Source organism: Paenibacillus sp. alder61 (assembly GCF_020179875.1).
In the GTDB taxonomy this organism is placed as follows: Bacteria; Bacillota; Bacilli; order Paenibacillales; family Paenibacillaceae; genus Fontibacillus; species Fontibacillus faecis.
In genome coordinates, this window is record NZ_JAIUDG010000015.1 from 40,237 (window position 1) to 57,171 (window position 16,935).

General features: G+C 54.1%; 21 protein-coding genes and 1 pseudogene. 1 reads left to right on the forward strand and 21 read right to left on the reverse strand.

What is annotated here, in order from left to right; genetic code table 11:
• Positions 1-131 precede the first annotated feature (131 nt).
• The 12 genes from LBW89_RS16700 to LBW89_RS16755 all read right to left on the reverse strand — a co-directional run bounded on the left by LBW89_RS16700 (position 132) and on the right by LBW89_RS16755 (position 9,744).
• Positions 132-764, reverse strand: coding sequence for a tetratricopeptide repeat protein (locus LBW89_RS16700; RefSeq protein ID WP_225039588.1), 633 nt, complete (start codon positions 762-764; stop codon positions 132-134).
• Between the two features lie 109 nt (positions 765-873).
• Complete coding sequence (panD, locus tag LBW89_RS16705) at positions 874-1,257, reverse strand: aspartate 1-decarboxylase (protein ID WP_148451940.1); 384 nt, start codon at positions 1,255-1,257, stop codon at positions 874-876.
• Complete coding sequence (gene panC, locus LBW89_RS16710; RefSeq protein WP_148451939.1) at positions 1,250-2,161, reverse strand: pantoate--beta-alanine ligase; 912 nt, start codon at positions 2,159-2,161, stop codon at positions 1,250-1,252. Before panC ends, panD begins: the two co-directional genes overlap by 8 nt.
• Complete coding sequence (panB, locus tag LBW89_RS16715) at positions 2,158-3,027, reverse strand: 3-methyl-2-oxobutanoate hydroxymethyltransferase (RefSeq protein WP_148451938.1); 870 nt, start codon at positions 3,025-3,027, stop codon at positions 2,158-2,160. The genes panC and panB overlap by 4 nt, the downstream gene beginning before the upstream one ends.
• Positions 3,028-3,304: 277 nt before the next feature.
• Positions 3,305-4,276, reverse strand: a complete 972-nt coding sequence (locus LBW89_RS16720; protein WP_148451937.1) for a biotin--[acetyl-CoA-carboxylase] ligase — start codon at positions 4,274-4,276, stop codon at positions 3,305-3,307.
• The gene (locus LBW89_RS16725; RefSeq protein ID WP_148451936.1) at positions 4,263-5,591 is read right to left on the reverse strand and encodes a CCA tRNA nucleotidyltransferase; all 1,329 of its coding nucleotides are present in this window, start codon (positions 5,589-5,591) and stop codon (positions 4,263-4,265) included. The genes LBW89_RS16720 and LBW89_RS16725 overlap by 14 nt, the downstream gene beginning before the upstream one ends.
• A gap of 57 nt (positions 5,592-5,648) precedes the next feature.
• Positions 5,649-6,809, reverse strand: a complete 1,161-nt coding sequence (bshA, locus tag LBW89_RS16730) for an N-acetyl-alpha-D-glucosaminyl L-malate synthase BshA (protein ID WP_148451935.1) — start codon at positions 6,807-6,809, stop codon at positions 5,649-5,651.
• Positions 6,810-6,848: 39 nt separating this feature from the next.
• On the reverse strand, positions 6,849-7,556 hold the full coding sequence (gene bshB1 / locus LBW89_RS16735; protein WP_148451934.1) for a bacillithiol biosynthesis deacetylase BshB1: 708 nt from the start codon (positions 7,554-7,556) through the stop codon (positions 6,849-6,851).
• Entirely contained in the window at positions 7,553-7,975 is a 423-nt protein-coding gene (gene mgsA, locus LBW89_RS16740; RefSeq protein ID WP_148451933.1) for a methylglyoxal synthase, read from the reverse strand. Before mgsA ends, bshB1 begins: the two co-directional genes overlap by 4 nt.
• 11 nt (positions 7,976-7,986) lie before the next feature.
• A complete protein-coding gene (gene dapB / locus LBW89_RS16745; protein ID WP_148451932.1) occupies positions 7,987-8,793 on the reverse strand; it encodes a 4-hydroxy-tetrahydrodipicolinate reductase in 807 nt (268 codons plus the stop codon).
• Positions 8,794-8,824: 31 nt separating this feature from the next.
• A complete protein-coding gene (locus LBW89_RS16750; protein WP_148451931.1) occupies positions 8,825-9,358 on the reverse strand; it encodes a tetratricopeptide repeat protein in 534 nt (177 codons plus the stop codon).
• A 53-nt stretch (positions 9,359-9,411) separates the two neighbouring features.
• Positions 9,412-9,744 carry a nucleotide pyrophosphohydrolase gene (locus LBW89_RS16755; protein ID WP_148451930.1) on the reverse strand — a complete coding sequence of 111 codons (333 nt, stop codon included), beginning with the start codon at positions 9,742-9,744 and terminating at the stop codon, positions 9,412-9,414.
• A 147-nt stretch (positions 9,745-9,891) separates the two neighbouring features.
• Here LBW89_RS16755 and LBW89_RS16760 point away from each other — a divergent pair, with 147 nt between their 5' ends.
• Positions 9,892-10,755, forward strand: a complete 864-nt coding sequence (locus LBW89_RS16760) for a YitT family protein (protein ID WP_148451929.1) — start codon at positions 9,892-9,894, stop codon at positions 10,753-10,755.
• 98 nt (positions 10,756-10,853) lie between these two features.
• On the opposite strand, the gene LBW89_RS16765 is transcribed toward LBW89_RS16760, so the two are convergent.
• The 9 genes and pseudogenes from LBW89_RS16765 to LBW89_RS16805 all read right to left on the reverse strand — a co-directional run bounded on the left by LBW89_RS16765 (position 10,854) and on the right by LBW89_RS16805 (position 16,930).
• On the reverse strand, positions 10,854-11,762 hold the full coding sequence (locus LBW89_RS16765) for a sporulation protein YpjB (RefSeq protein ID WP_225039589.1): 909 nt from the start codon (positions 11,760-11,762) through the stop codon (positions 10,854-10,856).
• 44 nt (positions 11,763-11,806) lie between these two features.
• Positions 11,807-12,445, reverse strand: a complete 639-nt coding sequence (locus LBW89_RS16770) for a DUF1405 domain-containing protein (protein ID WP_148451928.1) — start codon at positions 12,443-12,445, stop codon at positions 11,807-11,809.
• Between the two features lie 93 nt (positions 12,446-12,538).
• Positions 12,539-13,417, reverse strand: a complete 879-nt coding sequence (locus LBW89_RS16775; RefSeq protein WP_213504434.1) for a menaquinol-cytochrome c reductase cytochrome b/c subunit — start codon at positions 13,415-13,417, stop codon at positions 12,539-12,541.
• 63 nt (positions 13,418-13,480) lie between these two features.
• On the reverse strand, positions 13,481-14,152 hold the full coding sequence (gene qcrB / locus LBW89_RS16780; protein ID WP_148451926.1) for a menaquinol-cytochrome c reductase cytochrome b subunit: 672 nt from the start codon (positions 14,150-14,152) through the stop codon (positions 13,481-13,483).
• Between the two features lie 16 nt (positions 14,153-14,168).
• Complete coding sequence (locus LBW89_RS16785; RefSeq protein WP_148451925.1) at positions 14,169-14,711, reverse strand: ubiquinol-cytochrome c reductase iron-sulfur subunit; 543 nt, start codon at positions 14,709-14,711, stop codon at positions 14,169-14,171.
• 178 nt (positions 14,712-14,889) lie between these two features.
• Complete coding sequence (locus LBW89_RS16790) at positions 14,890-15,318, reverse strand: DUF2487 family protein (protein ID WP_148451924.1); 429 nt, start codon at positions 15,316-15,318, stop codon at positions 14,890-14,892.
• 100 nt (positions 15,319-15,418) lie between these two features.
• A complete protein-coding gene (locus LBW89_RS16795) occupies positions 15,419-15,601 on the reverse strand; it encodes an IDEAL domain-containing protein (RefSeq protein ID WP_148451923.1) in 183 nt (60 codons plus the stop codon).
• A 44-nt stretch (positions 15,602-15,645) separates the two neighbouring features.
• Positions 15,646-15,803: pseudogene (locus LBW89_RS16800) on the reverse strand (gamma carbonic anhydrase family protein); the annotation flags it as partial.
• A gap of 38 nt (positions 15,804-15,841) precedes the next feature.
• On the reverse strand, positions 15,842-16,930 hold the full coding sequence (locus tag LBW89_RS16805) for a DUF5302 domain-containing protein (protein WP_225039591.1): 1,089 nt from the start codon (positions 16,928-16,930) through the stop codon (positions 15,842-15,844).
• Between the last annotated feature and the right edge of the window lie 5 nt (positions 16,931-16,935).

Genomic DNA, 16,935 nt, shown 5'->3' on the forward strand with positions numbered 1-16,935 from the left:
CCCGATTTGAAAATTGTGTGAAGCGCTCCAAAGGCCCCCCTCCAGAAAAAAAACGATGTCTCCCGCGATTTTGGGACACACCGTTTCTTCCAAATGGATCAAAATAGGATAAATCCGAATCAGTTCCTTGTTTAAAGCAGGGAGGTCAGTTCATTGCCGTATTTCAGTTTCCCGGTGCTCCGCATGCAGGCTTCCAGGTTCGACAGCGGTTCGGCCAGCGAAGGGTCATGATAGTGCGCCAAGGTAAAATATTCCTTGGCTTTGGCGCGCCCGCCTCTTTGGGCCTCAATGCAGCCCAGAGCATTGTAAATAATCGACCGGAGCCGTTTATTTTCCGTGCCTTCAAGCACGCGCCAAAAGTGCGGGATGGCTTCGTCCATTTCCTCCAGATGCATATGACACATCGCCAGATACGTGCGCGCCGAGGGACTGTCCGGAAATTGCTCCAAGGCCTCCTTAAACTGGGCAAGCGCCTGCGGGAACATCATAAGTTTGTAATACCCCTGTCCTTTGACAAACGCGTCGCAATCCAATTCGGGCAGGTTGGCGGCCGAACTCCCTTGGGGACTCGCGGAGCTCTGCCGGAATACGCCCATTTTCTCTTCAAAATTCAGCCACTCTTCAATAATTAAGTCGCTCATCTGTTGAAGCAAATTCCACTTCTTGGCCAAATCCTGTTTCTGGGTGCCATGGGCGATTGGATAAAATTGAATAACCTCATCCAACATCTCATTCATTTCCGCAAACATGTGCTGAAACATCATCACCATCCACCCCTAACGAAATGAAGTCAGTGCGAGCCTTACGTTCATTTTTTGTTGAAGGCGGACATTTCATTCCCGAAGGGATTAATTGCTTGCGGACTACAAACGTTTATCGTACCGTGGCGTGCAGTTCCTGGTTCGCTTTCTCGACGGGCCGGTTGTTCTGGTCGACAAACACGACGGTAGGCTTATGGCTCCGTACTTCTTCGGCCGACAGCATCGCATAGGAAATGATGATCACCTGGTCTCCCGGCTGGACCAGACGGGCCGCCGCGCCGTTCAGGCAAATGACCCCGCTGCCGCGCGGCCCCGGGATAACATAGGTTTCCAAACGAGCGCCGTTATTGTTATTAACGATCTGCACCTTTTCGTTCTCAAGGAGATCGGCCGATTCCATAAGATCCTCATCGATCGTGATGCTGCCCACATAATTCAGATTGGCCTCCGTTACGGTGGCCCGGTGGATCTTCGACTTCATCATCGTTCTAAACATTCTGCTCCCCCTTATTCATAAAAATCACGTTGTCGATCAAGCGCGTTTTGCCGAATTTCACCGCCAGCGCAACAAGTACGCCTTCCCGCTCCGCGGTTTCTCCAAGGTCGGCCCCGCCTTCCAGCGGTTCCAATGACGGAAAACGGACAATCTCCACATAATCGATGGAGGCAAGCGGCTCGGCCTCGATCGCCAGGACGATAGCCCTTTGGGCTTCCGCGGCGGTCTTTCGCTCTCCGGCTTCCACTTCAGCCTGAAGCTTGAGCAGGCTTTTGGAAAGAACCAACGCCGCCCGGCGCTCCTCCGGGCTCAAATAAACATTCCGGGAGCTCAGCGCCAAACCGTCGTTTTCCCGGATAATCGGGCACGGCACGATGCGGACGGGAAAATTCAAATCCTCCACCATCTGCGCTACAACGGCGGCCTGCTGGGCGTCTTTCTGTCCGAAATAGGCCCGGTCCGGCTGGACGATATGCAGCAATTTCCCCACTACCGTGGTGACTCCGTCGAAATGGCCCGGCCGGGAGGCGCCGCACAGCGTGTCGGTCAACCCTTCCACCTTGATTTTCGTACGGGTAGGCTTAGGATACATCTCTTCCACCGAAGGCAGAAACACCGCGTCCACGCCCTCGCGTTCAGCCAAGGCTAAATCCTGTTTCTCGTTACGGGGATAACGTTCGAAATCCTCGTTCGGCCCAAACTGGATCGGGTTGACGAAGATGCTCAGCACGACCAGGTCATTCTCTCCGCGTGCCCTCCGTAGCAGGCTGGCGTGGCCTTCATGCAGGTACCCCATCGTGGGCACGAAGCCGGTTTTGATCTTTTTGCCTTCCCTTACCGCCGCTTCAAAACGCTCTTCGCCCAGAAAGCGGGTCAACTCGCCGATGTTTCGAAACACTTTCATGACCGCGAACCCGCCTTTCCCGGACCGTATAGACTTTCGAGTACGCCTTCCTCGGCGGCGAACACATGCCGCTCCGCCGGAAAAGCGCGATCCTTCACTTCATTTACGTAAGCGGCGATCCCTTTTCGAATCTCCGATCCGATATCCGCGTACGTTTTGACGAAGCGCTTCTCGCGGTAATCGGGGTCATATTTCAGCACATCGTGAAAGACCAGCACCTGGCCGTCCACCTTCCGTCCGGCGCCGATTCCGATGGTAGGCACGCCGATTTCGGACGTGATCGCTCCGGCCACCTCTTCCGTCACAAGTTCCAGGACGATCCCGAACACGCCGGCTTGCTCCAGCGCTTTGGCATCGGCCAGCAACCGTCTGGCATCCCGTTCGTCCTTCCCCTGGACGCGGTACCCGCCGATCTGATTAACGGACTGCGGCGTCAGACCGATATGCCCCAGCACCGGCACGCCGGCTTGGACGATCGCACGGACCGTATCCGCGATCTCGGCGCCACCTTCCATCTTTACGGCGTGGGCATGGCCCTCCTGCATAATCCGCCGCACCGTTCGCAGCGTCTCGTCAATACCGCCGTGATATGTCATAAAAGGCAGGTCGGCCACGATAAACGTGTGCTGCGCACCGCGGGCTACGGCCCTGGTATGGTAGACGATATCCTCCGTCGTCACGGGAATCGTCGAGTCGTAACCGAGTACGACATTGCCGAGCGAATCCCCGATCAGCAGCACATCGATCCCCGCCTCCTCGGCCAGTTTGGCCGATGGATAATCATAAGCGGTGATCATGGTGATCGGCTGGCCTTCCTGCTTCATTTTTTTCAACTTCACAATGTTTAAAGCTTGCTTCACTGCCATGGTTTTCCCCATCTCCTCCGGTTTCCCGTTCGTCACATCGCGCAGGATGGCACGACAAAAAAACCTTTTAGTTTACGCACTAAAAAGGTCCGAAATCCAAAGAAGAGTCACTAGCGCTCGTTCTTTCTGTCTCGGTCCTCTTCGGCTCAGAGCAGAATCCAACGTCATTTGTGGAACCCTAAATGTTCATGCAGCTGTATTGTGCCCTCATGAGTGCAATTCGAAACCTCGATATCGCCTCATGAGGACAGTATAACAAATTGCGTTACATTTTTCATCAGGCAAGATGGACTTCCCCGGAAAAAAGCGGAAAAGGCATCCCTTTGTCATCCAAAAGAATCAGCGCACCGGACTCGTCCAAAGCATCGGCCACGCCCGAAATCTCCCCTTGGGGCGTCTTTACCGCCACCCGTTTTCCGAGCGTAACCGACAGCGCCTCCCAGAGATGTTTGATCGGCGTAAAGCCTTCCTGCTCATAAAGGGTGTACAAATCCTCCAGCTCATTCATGACGGCCGTGATCAAGGCAACCCGATCCTGGTTCCTGCCGCTTTCGATCTTCAACGAGGTCGCTACCGCCTGCAAATCGGCGGGCAGCTCATGGGCCTCGACATTCACATCGATGCCGATCCCTGCGATGCAATAACGAATCCGCTCATCTTCGCTGACGGATTCCACAAGAATGCCGCATACTTTTTTGCCCTGCACGAGCAGGTCGTTAGGCCATTTAATGCCCGCATCCACGCCGCTTGTTTTCCGGATCGCCCGGCAGACCGCCACCGCGATAAGCAGCGTCAGCTGAGGGGCGAAAGAAAGCGGCCGTTCCGGCCGCAGAAGCAAGCTCATCCACACGCCTTTACGCGGCGGCGAGAACCATTTGCGGCCCTGTCGGCCCCTGCCTCCCGTCTGTTCCTCGGCGAGGACGAGCGCACCCGAGGGCGTCCCCTGTTCCGCAAGCAGCCGCACCTCCTCCTGGGTGGAGGTTGTAACCTCCACGATCTTTAGGCTGCGGCCGAAAGACCGGGTGCGCAAGCCCTGCAGTACCGCTTGCGGTTCGAGCTTATCCGGCGAGTGGATTAAACGGTAACCCTTGCGGGAGACGGCTTCGAACTCAAAGCCTTCCTCGCGCAGCTTGTTAATCTGTTTCCACACCGCCGTACGGCTGATCGACAGCCGCTTGCTGATCTCTTCCCCCGACAGGTATTTCCCTTCGTTTTGCCGGAATATCTCCAACAACTTAGGATGTTCCATCTTCATTCACCACTACTTTCGCTTGCTCCAGCAAGATTTCCCGCTCATTGGCTAACTCCCCCGAGGCGACCAGGAACAGAAGCCGGCCCATCAGCATTCCGAGCCACGGTCCGCCTTTCCTGCCCATGCTTCGAATGACGTCCTCGCCGCGGATGGCCAGCTCCTTGAGCGTGTGAACCGGGACCTCCTCATGCCAGCGGGCTTCGGATTGCTTCATAAGCTCCAGCTCCGCCTGCAGCTTGTCCGGGTCTTCCGTAAACTCCACGGCCAGCCTGGTTCGCTCCCGCTTCAGCCATAGCGCCGCCATTTGTTTGCCAAAGCGGAGCTGGAGCTCAACCCACTGTTTCCTAAGCGGGCCGCTTCCGCCCGCTTCGGCTCTCCGGTTCTTCCATAGCTCGTCAAACCGGATCAGATCGGCGGTCCGCTGGGCGATGGCGTTCGGAAACGTCCACCGCTTCATCAGATCGGCGGCCTCATCGCCCCCGACGCCGATCCCTTGCAAAAGCAAGGCGTACCTAAGTTCGGGAAACTCTTCCGGCGGCACCGCGGCCAGCGTCCTCATCGCCGTTAACGCCGCTTCTCCGGCAAGCGGACGGAGCGCGGCGGACGGCACCGGGGCCTTGATATAAGGGAGTAGACCGCTTCGCTGCAGTAGAGCCAGTCCGCGCAGCGGATCGGGCCCAAGCAGCATCTTTTCGAACTCCACCCGAATCCGTTCGATGGCGATGAACGAAATTTTGGATCGGCTGAACTTTAGCGCCTTCCACAAGCTTTTGACCGGGCGGAATCCGAAGACGGAAGCGAATCGAATCGCCCGCATCATCCGCAGCGCGTCCTCGTCGAACCTCTCGTCGGCGTTTCCCACGCAGCGGAGAATTCGTGCCTCGATGTCTCGCTTTCCGTCAAAGGGATCGATCAGATTTCCACCCGCATCGCCGGCGATCGCGTTCATCGTAAAGTCCCTCCGGCGCAAATCCTCCAGCAGCCCGTCCACGAATTCCACCCGGGTCGGGTGACGGTGATCTTCGTAGTCCGCCTCCTTGCGGAAGGTCGTCACTTCGAACATTTCCCGTTCGGCCACTACGGTAACCGTGCCATGCTGAAGCCCCGTCGGCACGGTGTGCTCGAACATGTCGATCACTTGCTCCGGTCTTGCCGAGGTAGCTATATCCATGTCATGCACCGGCCGGCCCATGATTTCGTCGCGCACGCATCCTCCGACGAAGTAGGCTTGATGCCCGTGTTCCTGCAGCCGTTTAAGCACGTATTCCCCCTGACGTTGCATCAGGGGGGGAACCAATCTCCAAAAACTCATTTCTGCACAAACCTCCATACGGCAGCAATTTCGGTTCCGTCTCCGCTTTACAATCGCTTATCCGCAGGCGGGTTTTAAGCGGGGCAGCTTGCGATTCAACACGCGATAATAAATCGCTTCGTAGGCCGCCGTAATGATGTCGCTGCTGAATTCCGTTTTGGCCCGCTGCAAGCAGGCTTCGCGTACCCTGCTCGTAAGCTCGTCATCCGTCAATAGGGAGATGCAGTAATCCGCCATCAGGCGGGTATCGCCGATCGGCGCCAGAAACCCGGTCTCCCCATGAGCGACGAGCTCGGGAATCCCGCCGGCGATCGAGCCGACGGTCGGAACGCCGCAAGCCATCGCCTCCAGAGCCACAAGGCCGAAACTCTCTTTTTCCGACGGCAGCAGCAGGATGTCCGCCATGGAAATCACCTGGGCGATATCATCCTGTTTCCCGAGGAAATGGACGCGGTCTTCGAGCCCCATTTCCTTGATCTTCCACTGGATCTTCGGCAGATCCGGCCCTTCGCCGACAAAGAGCAGCTTGGAAGGGACCTTCCGGTTGACCATCTCGAATACGTCCACCACGTCGCTGACCCGTTTCACCGGCCGGAAATTGGAAATGTGCATCAGCACCTTTTCCCCCGGATCGGCAAAATCCGCTTTGCAATCACAGCATTCCCGCGGATAGTATACTCTTTCATCCACGAAATTGTAGGTCAGGTCGATGTCGCGGGTAATATCCAATACCTCGCGTGTTTCGCGCATCAAATCGCGGGACACGCTCGTTACGGCGTCGCTCTCGTTGATGGCGAGACGGATCAAATCCTTCAACGATTCGTCTTGGGCCAACACCGTAATATCGGTACCGTGCAGCGTCGTCACGATCTTCAGCTTGTCTCCCACCATCTGTTTGGCCAAAAAAGCGCAAACCGCATGCGGCACCGCATAATGAACATGCAGCACGTCGAGGTTCTGCGCTTTGGCAACTTGGGCCATTTTTGTCGCCAGCGAAAGATCGTACGGCGGGTACCGGAACACATAGTAATCGCTGACGTCTACCTCATGGTATTTAATGTTCTTATGGAAACTGCCCAGCCGGAAAGGGACACTATGGGAGATGAAATGAACTTCATGACCCTTTTCCGCAAGCAGTTTGCCCAGCTCGGTTGCAACAACCCCCGAACCTCCCAACGAAGGGTAGCAGGTAATTCCGATTTTCAAAAATGAATCCATCTGGCGGGGGCCTCCTTTTCAAACCGTTCTGTTTCTAATCTATGTTCGGGCAGATCCGAATAGGTGAACCAGATAGGGTGTTTTTACCGCAAATCCTTCCGCATACGGGATGAGTCTGCGCTGGCCGAGCAGCGCGTCCCTGGCCTTCACCCGTTCGACATACCCCTGGTTAAGGGGCGTCGGAGCGATATCTTCGTCGCCTACAGCTTGTCCGAATTGGGATTTATAGCACCCCAGGGCCTCTTCCTTGACGGGGTAAAAATCCGTAACATCCAAGAGCAGATCCGGAGTTTTCCAATCGTTAATAAAATAATAATACAATTCCGGTGCGGACACGGCCGGTTTGTCGGGCATATATCGGCGAAGCTTGGCGTTAAAAGCCGCCTCCTCCACCAATTTGCTGCAAGCGACATGATCCGGATGGCGATCTTCCCAGTAAGGGGCAAAAATCACTTGGGGCGCGTATTCCCGGATCACTTCCGTCACCGCGACGATTTGCTCCGGGGTTCCGCTTAACCCGCGGTCGGGCAGGCCCAAATTGATGCGCCGGGATACGCCGAGCACGCGGGACGCCGCATCGGCTTCCTGCAATCGAAGTTCGACGTTTCCATTGGAGGACAGCTCGGCCCGGGTCAAGTCGCAAAGCCCTACCTTATACCCCGCGGCAACCTGCTTGGCGATCGTCCCGGCCATGCCGATCTCCGCATCGTCGGCATGCGCGCCGAAAATCAGGATATCCAAATTCATTGGCCCAACCCCGGCTTGTTCAATTCCACCAGTTCTCTCCAGGCAAAATCGCCGCGGTCCAGCGCGCGGACCAGAATCTCCGCCGTCGCCAGATTGGTCGCGACAGGGATGCCGTGCACATCGCACAGGCGTAGCAGCGCGGTAATATCGGGTTCATGGGGCTGAGCCATCAACGGATCGCGGAAGAACAGAACGAGATCCATCTCGTTTTGGGCAATCAGCGAGCCGATCTGTTGATCCCCTCCCAACGGACCCGAGAGGAAGCGGTGAATCTTCAAGCTTGTCGCTTCCATGATTCGGGTTCCCGTCGTTCCCGTGGAATATAGTTTCTTATCCTTGAATACATGCTCGTACGCAATGACAAAATTAACGATGTCTTCTTTCTTCCGGTCGTGCGCAATAAATGCAATGTTCAACATATTTACACCCCTTATGCATCCACAAAATGATCGAAACCGTAAATCATGCCTTGATATTCCAACACTTTCTTGATCGCCAGATTGACGCCCGGCATATACCCGGCGCGTTCATAGGAATCATGACGGATCTTGAGCGTTTGTCCGTAGCCGCCGAACACGACTTCCTGCTGGGCAAAAACGCCGGGAAGGCGGACGCTGTGAATCCGGAATCCGTTATAATAACCGCCTCTCGATCCCTCGATCGTCTCTTCCTCCTGCGGGTTCCCCTGTCTCATTTCTTCGCGGTTCATCGCGATGAGCTCGGCCGTTTTGATCGCCGTGCCCGAAGGGGCGTCCAGCTTCTGATCGCCGTGATATTCGATGATCTCCAAATGAGGGAAATATTTGGCCGCCTGCGCCGCGAACTTCATCATCAGGATCGCGCCGATCGAGAAGTTCGGGGCGATTAGCCCGCCGATGCCTTTCTCCCGGCACTGCTTGTCCAGAAGGTCGATTTGCTCCGGCGTAAACCCTGTCGTACCGACGACGGGGGCCACGCCGTGACGGATGGCCGTCTCGGTGTTGTCGTATACCGATGCCGGCGTCGTAAAATCGACCATGACGTGCGGCCGGCTCTCCGTGAGCGCCCGCTCCAGATTCGAGGTGATCGGTACCCCGCACTCGGGCATACCGACCAGGACAGCCGCGTCGGTACCTTCATTCTTGAGACCGATGGCCGCCACCAACTGAAGCGACGGATCCTCCAAAACCATTTTGACTACTTCTCTGCCCATTCTTCCGGCCGCACCTGCTACAGCGACTCTTATTTGCTCCTCCATATCAGATCCCCCACATTTCCTGGAATAGTTGCTATTTCATATGTTTTCTGATGCGTTGTTCCAACTCTTGCAGCTGTTTCGCAATTCCAACGTCCTGCGGTAAAACGGATGCCTCCTGAACGGCGCTTAAGGCACGGTCATACTGTTCCAATTCGGTATAAGCGATCGCCAGCCAAACCTGTGCGTCCACGGACAGCGGATCCAGCCGGACCGCCCGCTCCAGCAAACTGGCCGCGGGCTTAGAGGTTGAGCCGGCGCCCACTGCGCTGCCTGCGGATTCCCCCTCCAACAACCGTTTGGCCATGAGGGTCAACTCCATGGATTGCAAACGGTCAAAGTGAAGCTTATATTCCTCCTGCTCCGGTACGAGAGCGGAAGCCAGCCTGGCGTGGGCCAGCGCTTTTTCCAGCCGCCCGCTTCTTGCGCAGGTGATCGAGCATCTGTAGTGAATATCCGCGTTATCGGGCGCAAGTACCAGAGCCTGCTCAAACCACTGGATCGCTTGTTCAAAATCGTTCTCATAAATGCTGCGGTATGCTTTTTTTAAACAGTCCTCCGCCTTCATCTGCCTTCCCCCCGTTGATGGGCTGATATTACTACAGCATATGAAGAAAGGACCTATTCGGTGTCCTTTTTGGTCCACCGGTTTGCATCCCGGGTATTGAATTTATGCATCACTTTGTCGTGCGCTTCCGTCAAGTCGATGCCAAGCGAATTCGCAAAGCAGATCGTAATGAATAAAATATCGCCAAGCTCCAATTCAATCGAATTATCGGCTTCGCTTGCTTTTTTGGGTTTCTCGCCGAAGCGGTGATTGACTTCGCGGGCCAGTTCGCCAACCTCTTCGCTCATCCGTGCCAGCATGGACAGAGGACTGAAATAACCTTCTTTAAATTGGGATATGTATTGGTCCACTTCCCGCTGCAGTTCGGCTAGAGACTTTTCTTTCAAGGGCCATCCCTCCGTCAGTGGTCAGTTATCATACCTATGTTATCGTAAAGACAATTTGATGACAAATCATTTTTTAATCGCTCCACAAAAAGGTATACTAAGAAAGAATGCGTAAAAAAATTTCATTTATGGGTGAGGGATTATCGCATGGGCACGAGCAAATTGGGAGGCTATATGAAAATCGTGCTCCCCATTCTGTTGGGGACCGCCATATACGCCTTTGGACTTCTTTATTTCATTATACCCAATCAACTCATGGAAGGCGGCGTTACCGGCGTAACGATTTTGCTGAAGTATGCGTTCGGCATCTCCCCTTCGATTTCCAACTTGGTGCTGAACATTCCGCTGTTTCTTCTCGGGTGGAGAATCCTTGGGGGAAGACAAATCATATATACAGGCATCGGGATCGGGTCGCTCTCTTTCTTTCTCTGGATTTTTGAAAAAATGATGGAATCGGGCTGGATCAAGACGTTCGCCACCGATTATATCTTGGCCTCTTTATATGCCGGGGTAACGCTCGGGGCCGGTCTCGGCATCGTCTTCCGGTTCGGCGGAACCACGGGCGGCTCCGATATTGTCGCGCGGATTCTCGGCAAGAAATACGGGTTTAGCATGGGACAGATCATTCTGACGATCGATGTGATCATCATCGGGCTTTCCCTGTTTTACGTGGCGATCGAAAATATCCTTTATACGTTGGTCGCGGTCTTTATCGCCTCTCGGGTCATCGATTTTATCCAGGAAGGGGCCTACGCGGCCAAGGCGTTCACGATCATAAGCGACCGAGCGCCGGAAATCGCCGATACGATCACAAAAGAGATGGACCGGGGCGTCACCCTGATCCCCGCGATCGGGGCTTATTCCAAGCAGGCGAAGCATATGGCTTACTGCGTTGTTTCCCGCACGGAAATCCGCAGGTTGAATGGAATCGCCAAATCCATCGACCCTCGGGCGTTTATCATTATCAGCGATGTTCACGATGTCCATGGCGAAGGCTTCCGGGAGGATTAGCACGAATCCCTGACGATCAAAAAAAGATGCGTGCTGTAAAGGAGCCCGGCTCCGTTACAACACGCATCTTTTCTTTTTGCTCACGGCTTCATCAAGCCTTAAAACCTGTAGCCGTCCTCCCGGTCTTTCGGCGCATGGGCGGCCATCACCGTTTGATCCGCCCTATACTTTCGCAGCCCCGTGTAAGCAAGCGCCAACACGATCCATCCGCCGATCAGCAAGCTCCAGTAAATCGGTTTTCCGTATCCGGTAACTGGAAGAAATACGGGGTCTTCCGTTTTGCCGAACAGCTCCTTAAGATACCTATCCCCCTGTTTAAGGGCCCGGCCCAAAGCGTCGCCCTTCGGCGCACCCTCTTCACTTAGTCCTTCCAGATGCGACATCCAGGAGTCGAACCGGCTGATCTCCCAAGCTTCTCTCCGAATGACCGCGGCCGGCCGGATCACATCATAATGCCGTTTCAGCGCCAGAAACGCTTCGCGTACGGCCGTCCGGCTGCCCGAAATTCGCCCGCTCTCGATTTTATCCAGTTCCTCGCGCATAACTTTGTAATATTGAAGCCAAAGCGCTTTATCGCGATGAATGAGACTGTTGACCGCCAGCCGGAGCTTCGCCGATACATATGTCCAATCCTCGGGCGAAATCTCCGCACGGACGAGGGTGTGCTGCACATCCATCACGCTTTCGGCCAGAGCATGAATTCCTTCTACCGTGGTAAGGCCTTTAAACGAGAGGCCCGTCAACGTGTCCGTCAGCCTTTCCATATCCTCCAAAGCCTTCTGCGTATGCCCTTCCTGCATGCTCCTGTACAGGGCCTCCGCCGCCTGCTCGAACCGGGCAAGCTTCTCCTCGCGCTTTTCCGGCCCCGTTCCGCCATTCTCCGATCCGCCAGCCGCCGGCACAGCGGTATCCGCTTTCGCAATTCCGGACCATGGAGACGGCAGACCGACGAGTATGACCAGCCCCATCAACAACAGGATGAAACCTATGGTTTTCCTCCTTTTCACGGACAATCCCCCCTTACCTCCATGGTATGGCGGGCTGTCCATCGTTAGAACTCGGCTTTCGTTCGGCCCGCCCCCTTGAGCGCCAGCCATCCGGCGGCCACGCTGGCCAATGTAAGACAAAACGTAAATACCATTACGGAAGAAACATCATCCCATAAGGTCCTTGGAAGCCAAGGATATACTTCGTAAGTGTAATCGACCGTATCGTTCAACAATGTCCAACAACCGGCCGCGATCAGCATACCCGTCCCGAACCGGAATAACCGGACATACAGCAAGGCCTCCACCGCCATCGCCAAGTGGGAGCCCACCAGCATCCAATCCTGCCACCCGAGGTCGCCCCCCTGATACGCTCCGGCAAAGATCATGCTGACCGCCCAAACCCCGTATTTCACGCTGGTGACGACAGCCAGTCCCTCAAGCAGCCTGCGTACTCCGCCAAATCGGCCCAATCGTTTCGGGAATAACAAAAACAGAAGCGATAACGTGAAAAAAAGACTGGCCGTAGGGCTGTCGGGCACAAAAATAATCCGCCAATGCGGATGGGTAAGCCAGGTTTCCCGAAGCTGCGCATCGTACCATATGTATCCGTAGACCGTTCCCAGCAAGTTGCAAATGAATAGCGGCCAGAGCAGCAGTCGTGAGGAGAGCAGTGCCCGGCTCCAGAAAAAAGACAATTTCAAAAAACTGACCTCATTTCCTCAAATTTGGCTTATGATCCGATGATACTAAAAAACCTGACCGCCGAAACGATCAGGTTTTCTTTTAATGCTATTTTACTGTTCCGTTTTTTGTTTCGCAAGCCATTCGGCCAAATGGTCGATATCTTGGTCCGTCAGGCCGGCGCTGATCGCCGTATCATACATCGGCGGCATCTTTCCGTTATAGCCTTCTTTAATAATGGAAAGGATCGCGTCCTTATCGTGCTTGTCGCCAACACCGCGCAGAGCGGGACCGCTGGCCCCTTTCAAGTCGGCGCCATGACAGGATACGCAGGTCGCCTTTTTGTAGGTCTCCATTGCCGGATCGTCCTTATCGACAATCGCGACATCTTTGGGCTTGATCCCGCTTGAAGTCGGCAAGCCCTTTTCGCGGTTTTCCCGCGCCTTCTCCTCGCGCTGGATATGCTCCGGCTGCGTACCGGTAGCTTCCAGTTCATGCTTATAGTGCGTCCAAGCGAAGTTCGTAAGGTACACCAGCGAAGCCAGGGAAAGGAACATCAGTGCCGAAGCGATCGGCCGCTTGTAAAAACGCCGCTCCTTGCCGCGGTCCAGAAACGGAGCCAGCAGCAATGCCCCGAAAGCAACGGTCGGGATTCCCAACGTGCCGAGAACCACGTAATCACCGGAAGCGTAAGGATATTTCAAATATTGGTACAGAAACAGGAAGTACCAGTCAGGCATCGGGATAACCGATGCGCTGGGATTTGCCGGGAATCCGAGCGGAGCCGGCTCCGAAATCGTCAGCACCAGAAAACCGACGAGGACGACGACGCCCACCATCCACTCCTTGAGCAGGAAGTTCGGAATAAAAGCCTCCGATTTCCCCGGATACGCCGTATAGTCGGGAGGTGTGATGAAGCCGTTCCCTTTGCGTACGCGAGAATCGCCGACAAATACGACTTTTTCCTGTTTCGATTTGTCACCATGGGCCATATGATTGCCTCCCTTCTCAAAATTATGGTGTTTGCCTGTAAAGGCAAACCCTTTTGTTCGATTTTACAACGGGCCCGAAATCCCCTGTCTGCGGATCATAATGAAGTGTCCCACCAGAAGGATCAGCAGCACCGCCGGAAGGAAGAACACGTGAATCGCGAAGAAACGGGTAAGCGTCTCGGCGCCGACGATCGTACCGCCTTGCAGCAGTTCCTTGATGACCGGTCCAAGCACGGGAACCGAGTTTGCGATTTCCAACGTTACCTTCGTTGCAAAGTAGGCTTTGTTATCCCAAGGAAGCAGATAGCCCGTCAAACCGAGTCCAATCATCACGAAGAAAATCAGCATGCCGACTACCCAGTTCATCTCACGCGGCGCTTTGTAAGAACCGGTGAAGAATACGCGGAGCGTATGCAGGAACATCATGACGATGACAAGGCTCGCGCCCCAGTGATGCATCCCCCGGACAATTTGCCCGAAAGCGACCTGGGTCTGCAAAAATTCAACGCTGTTGTAGGCGTTGATGATATCGGGAACGTAATACATCGTCAGAAACATGCCCGATAAAATCTGGATCACGGTAATAAAAAACGTCAAGCCGCCGAAGCAGTAGACAAATGCCGAGAAATGGTGCGCCGGGTTTACGTGCTCCGGAACTTCATGGTCCGCAACATCTCTCCAGATCGGCGTGATATCTAGACGTTCGTCAATCCAGTTGTAAACATTTTTAAACATCTGAATCTACGCCTCCTTATTTCACGATCGTATTCGGGATAATCTCACCCAAATAAACCCAATCGTCCTTGATCATCACCTTGTATTCATCAAGCGGCTTCGACGCAACGGCAAGCTGCTTGCCTTCCTTGGTGTAGTGCGCTCCATGACAAGGGCAATGATATTGGTCCGGAAAATTCGCATTGGTGTTCCAGCCGATCGTACAGCCCAAGTGCTTACAGATCGGTGAAAGCGCATAAATTTTTCCGCTCTCGTCTTTACGGATCCAGGCCGTCAAATTCGCGGTACTAAGGTACCAGCCGTCCTGCTGCTTCAGTTCGAAGGTAAATTCCTGAGGCTCGTTCGTGATTTTGCTGACCTCTACCACTTTAACAAACGCGCCTTCACCTTTCTTTTGCAGAATCGGATCCACGGCAAATCGAACCATCGGAAGCGTCACACCTGCTGCCATAAAGGCGGTTGCGCCTCCCAATGTATATGTAAGAAACTGCCGCCGTGACATTTCCTTACGAATGGGCGGTTTATGCGATGCTTCATGCTCTTCGTGCTGATTGCTCATACAGTCTTCAACCCCCTTTGCCTACCAATTCTCTCTCCGTTTCAATGACAATTATCACATCGTTGTGTAAGACATATTAATAATATATTAGGCTTCCAAGAGCGTCAAGAATTAGACACATTTTTTCCGCCGACCAAATTGGTATCGCTTTGGAAATGTCGATAATTTGTCACATTCATCACTTGCTTCCTTCTTGCCAAAGCAGCTGAACCTCCTCCATCACTCTCTGCTTCGACAATTTGCCTTCCGTAGGGAGAAACAGCGCCGGGGTGATTAACAAATCCGCATCGGGCAGTTGCTCCCGGCGCAATTCCAACCGGTCTGATATGACGATCGCATAGGCAAACCCGGACCGTTTCAGACGACGGCATACTTCATTGATATGAGGCATCATTTCCCCTTCGCCATATTGGAACGAGGGATATGTCACCACTCTTCCGTGAAAAGGGACCTCCACCCAATCCATGACATCCCGCAACTTCTCCAAAGCTTCCACCACTTCGTACGGCTGTTCCGTCCCCGTCAGCCCCGTGACCGGAATCAGGCAGGTGTCCAAGTAGGGACGCAATTCCTCCCATGTCCCCGGTTCGATTTCACTAAACTTCATTGCATTCGCCCCTTTCTCTCTGCTCCCATTATAATATAGAAAAGAGTCGGACTTGACCATTTCGGCAGCAATGAAAAAGAAATGCCCGCGGGCATTTCTTTTATTTCTCCAATGTCTTCAGTTCATCCGTCAGAAGCCGGAAGGCCACCTCATCGCCTTGCGCCAGAGCGTTGTCGATCTCAGTGTAAATCTGCTCCGACCGATGTTTGCGTAACGCCTCGTCCCAAACCATTTCCGCCGCTAAACTGAGCATCGCTTCATAAGTAACCTTCATCTGATCCATAGGATGCACCTCCAACCTACTGTTTAGTGATCCTATATTCCTTCCCGGAAGTCCCGGGGAAAGAGTATAGGGTGGATTTTTTGTTTTCCGTATCGAAGTAACCTGCTCCTACTAAAGCATATTCACCGATCTCGGCTCCGTTTAAGACGATAGCCCCCATACCGATTAATGTGCCTTGGCCTAAAGTACAGACGTGGACCAAAAACCATGTGGCCAACCGATCCTGGTCTGGGACGATGATCAGCCTTTATGAAGCCGATGTACTGCAGATTTCCCAAAAGGAGTCGTCTGCACGTACCTTTCCCCCCGGCCGTCGTCACCGATTCGCACCATCCCCAAGTGAAGCATCATCCGGAGAATGCGTTCCTCAAAGATGGACTCGGGCGAATCGTAGTAAAAGGGTTTAATCAGGGACGACATTCTGTCATACAGCGAGGATGCGGTAACCCACTCTCTGCTGCACCTTTCGATCCAGTAGACCAAAGAGAGTAAGTTAGGGATCGGCCCTTTATAAAGTCTTAACCAAAACGTGACGAACTGTATCATCGGTTCCCGTGTTTCTTCGGCCAAAAACGCCTCCCCCGCGGGCGTCAATCGGAGGCGGTCCCCGTCTTCGCGGATCCATTTGGCATGGCAGGCGTAATCATACAACAACGCAAACCGGCTCGGGTAATCTTTGAAACGCCGACCGTAACCGAATCGCCATCCCTTGCCGACCAGCGGTTCCGAAATATGAAAGCTCTCCAGAATCTGCTGCTGGTTCCGGCGATACATGACCCCCTCGCTGTTCAGAGGGATTTCCTGTTTCTCCACATAGCGCAGAAACAGAATCAGATCTTCGGAGAGTAGATCGGGTTCCTCCCGGTACATGGCCGGATCTTCGGAGCGGGTCACGACTCCGGACTTGAAACGGCGCTCCAGCGCTTCTCGGAAACGGCGCTTCAAATCCTCCGGAACCTCAAACAAATACTTCGTGTTGTGGGTCATTCCCGGGAACAGCCATCCCCGTTGTCTGAACCGGGCGATCACATCCCGCGGAGTTTCCCTTTCTCTGGCGTCCTCCGTATAACGCGACTGCTGGGCGCAGGCGATCAATTCTTCCAAACTGAACTGACGGCGTCCTTCAAAGATCAGGCCGTTCAGAAAGCGCAAATCTTCCAAACTCATCCCTTCCACATGGGATTCGATAAATTCCTTTCGTCCGATCGTTTGCAGGATCGATTGAATTAATTCGTGTTTGGAATTCCCGTTGCATTCGCAATGGTAATGGTCTGCTATTCTGCTAAGCTGTCCGATGTCGGCATAAGTAAGCATATCCGCCAGATTCATATCAT

Excerpts from the sequence above, each read along its gene's own strand:
- LBW89_RS16700 (WP_225039588.1), bottom strand. The coding sequence starts at position 764 with ATGATGTTTCAGCACATGTTTGCGGAAATGAATGAGATGTTGGATGAG.
- panD (WP_148451940.1), bottom strand. The coding sequence starts at position 1,257 with ATGTTTAGAACGATGATGAAGTCGAAGATCCACCGGGCCACCGTAACG.
- panC (WP_148451939.1), bottom strand. The coding sequence starts at position 2,161 with ATGAAAGTGTTTCGAAACATCGGCGAGTTGACCCGCTTTCTGGGCGAA.
- panB (WP_148451938.1), bottom strand. The coding sequence starts at position 3,027 with ATGGCAGTGAAGCAAGCTTTAAACATTGTGAAGTTGAAAAAAATGAAG.
- LBW89_RS16720 (WP_148451937.1), bottom strand. The coding sequence starts at position 4,276 with ATGGAACATCCTAAGTTGTTGGAGATATTCCGGCAAAACGAAGGGAAA.
- LBW89_RS16725 (WP_148451936.1), bottom strand. The coding sequence starts at position 5,591 with ATGAGTTTTTGGAGATTGGTTCCCCCCCTGATGCAACGTCAGGGGGAA.
- bshA (WP_148451935.1), bottom strand. The coding sequence starts at position 6,809 with ATGGATTCATTTTTGAAAATCGGAATTACCTGCTACCCTTCGTTGGGA.
- bshB1 (WP_148451934.1), bottom strand. The coding sequence starts at position 7,556 with ATGAATTTGGATATCCTGATTTTCGGCGCGCATGCCGACGATGCGGAG.
- mgsA (WP_148451933.1), bottom strand. The coding sequence starts at position 7,975 with ATGTTGAACATTGCATTTATTGCGCACGACCGGAAGAAAGAAGACATC.
- dapB (WP_148451932.1), bottom strand. The coding sequence starts at position 8,793 with ATGGAGGAGCAAATAAGAGTCGCTGTAGCAGGTGCGGCCGGAAGAATG.
- LBW89_RS16750 (WP_148451931.1), bottom strand. The coding sequence starts at position 9,358 with ATGAAGGCGGAGGACTGTTTAAAAAAAGCATACCGCAGCATTTATGAG.
- LBW89_RS16760 (WP_148451929.1), top strand. The coding sequence starts at position 9,892 with ATGGGCACGAGCAAATTGGGAGGCTATATGAAAATCGTGCTCCCCATT.
- LBW89_RS16775 (WP_213504434.1), bottom strand. The coding sequence starts at position 13,417 with ATGGCCCATGGTGACAAATCGAAACAGGAAAAAGTCGTATTTGTCGGC.
- qcrB (WP_148451926.1), bottom strand. The coding sequence starts at position 14,152 with ATGTTTAAAAATGTTTACAACTGGATTGACGAACGTCTAGATATCACG.
- LBW89_RS16785 (WP_148451925.1), bottom strand. The coding sequence starts at position 14,711 with ATGAGCAATCAGCACGAAGAGCATGAAGCATCGCATAAACCGCCCATT.
- LBW89_RS16790 (WP_148451924.1), bottom strand. The coding sequence starts at position 15,318 with ATGAAGTTTAGTGAAATCGAACCGGGGACATGGGAGGAATTGCGTCCC.
- LBW89_RS16795 (WP_148451923.1), bottom strand. The coding sequence starts at position 15,601 with ATGGATCAGATGAAGGTTACTTATGAAGCGATGCTCAGTTTAGCGGCG.
- LBW89_RS16805 (WP_225039591.1), bottom strand. The coding sequence starts at position 16,930 with ATGAATCTGGCGGATATGCTTACTTATGCCGACATCGGACAGCTTAGC.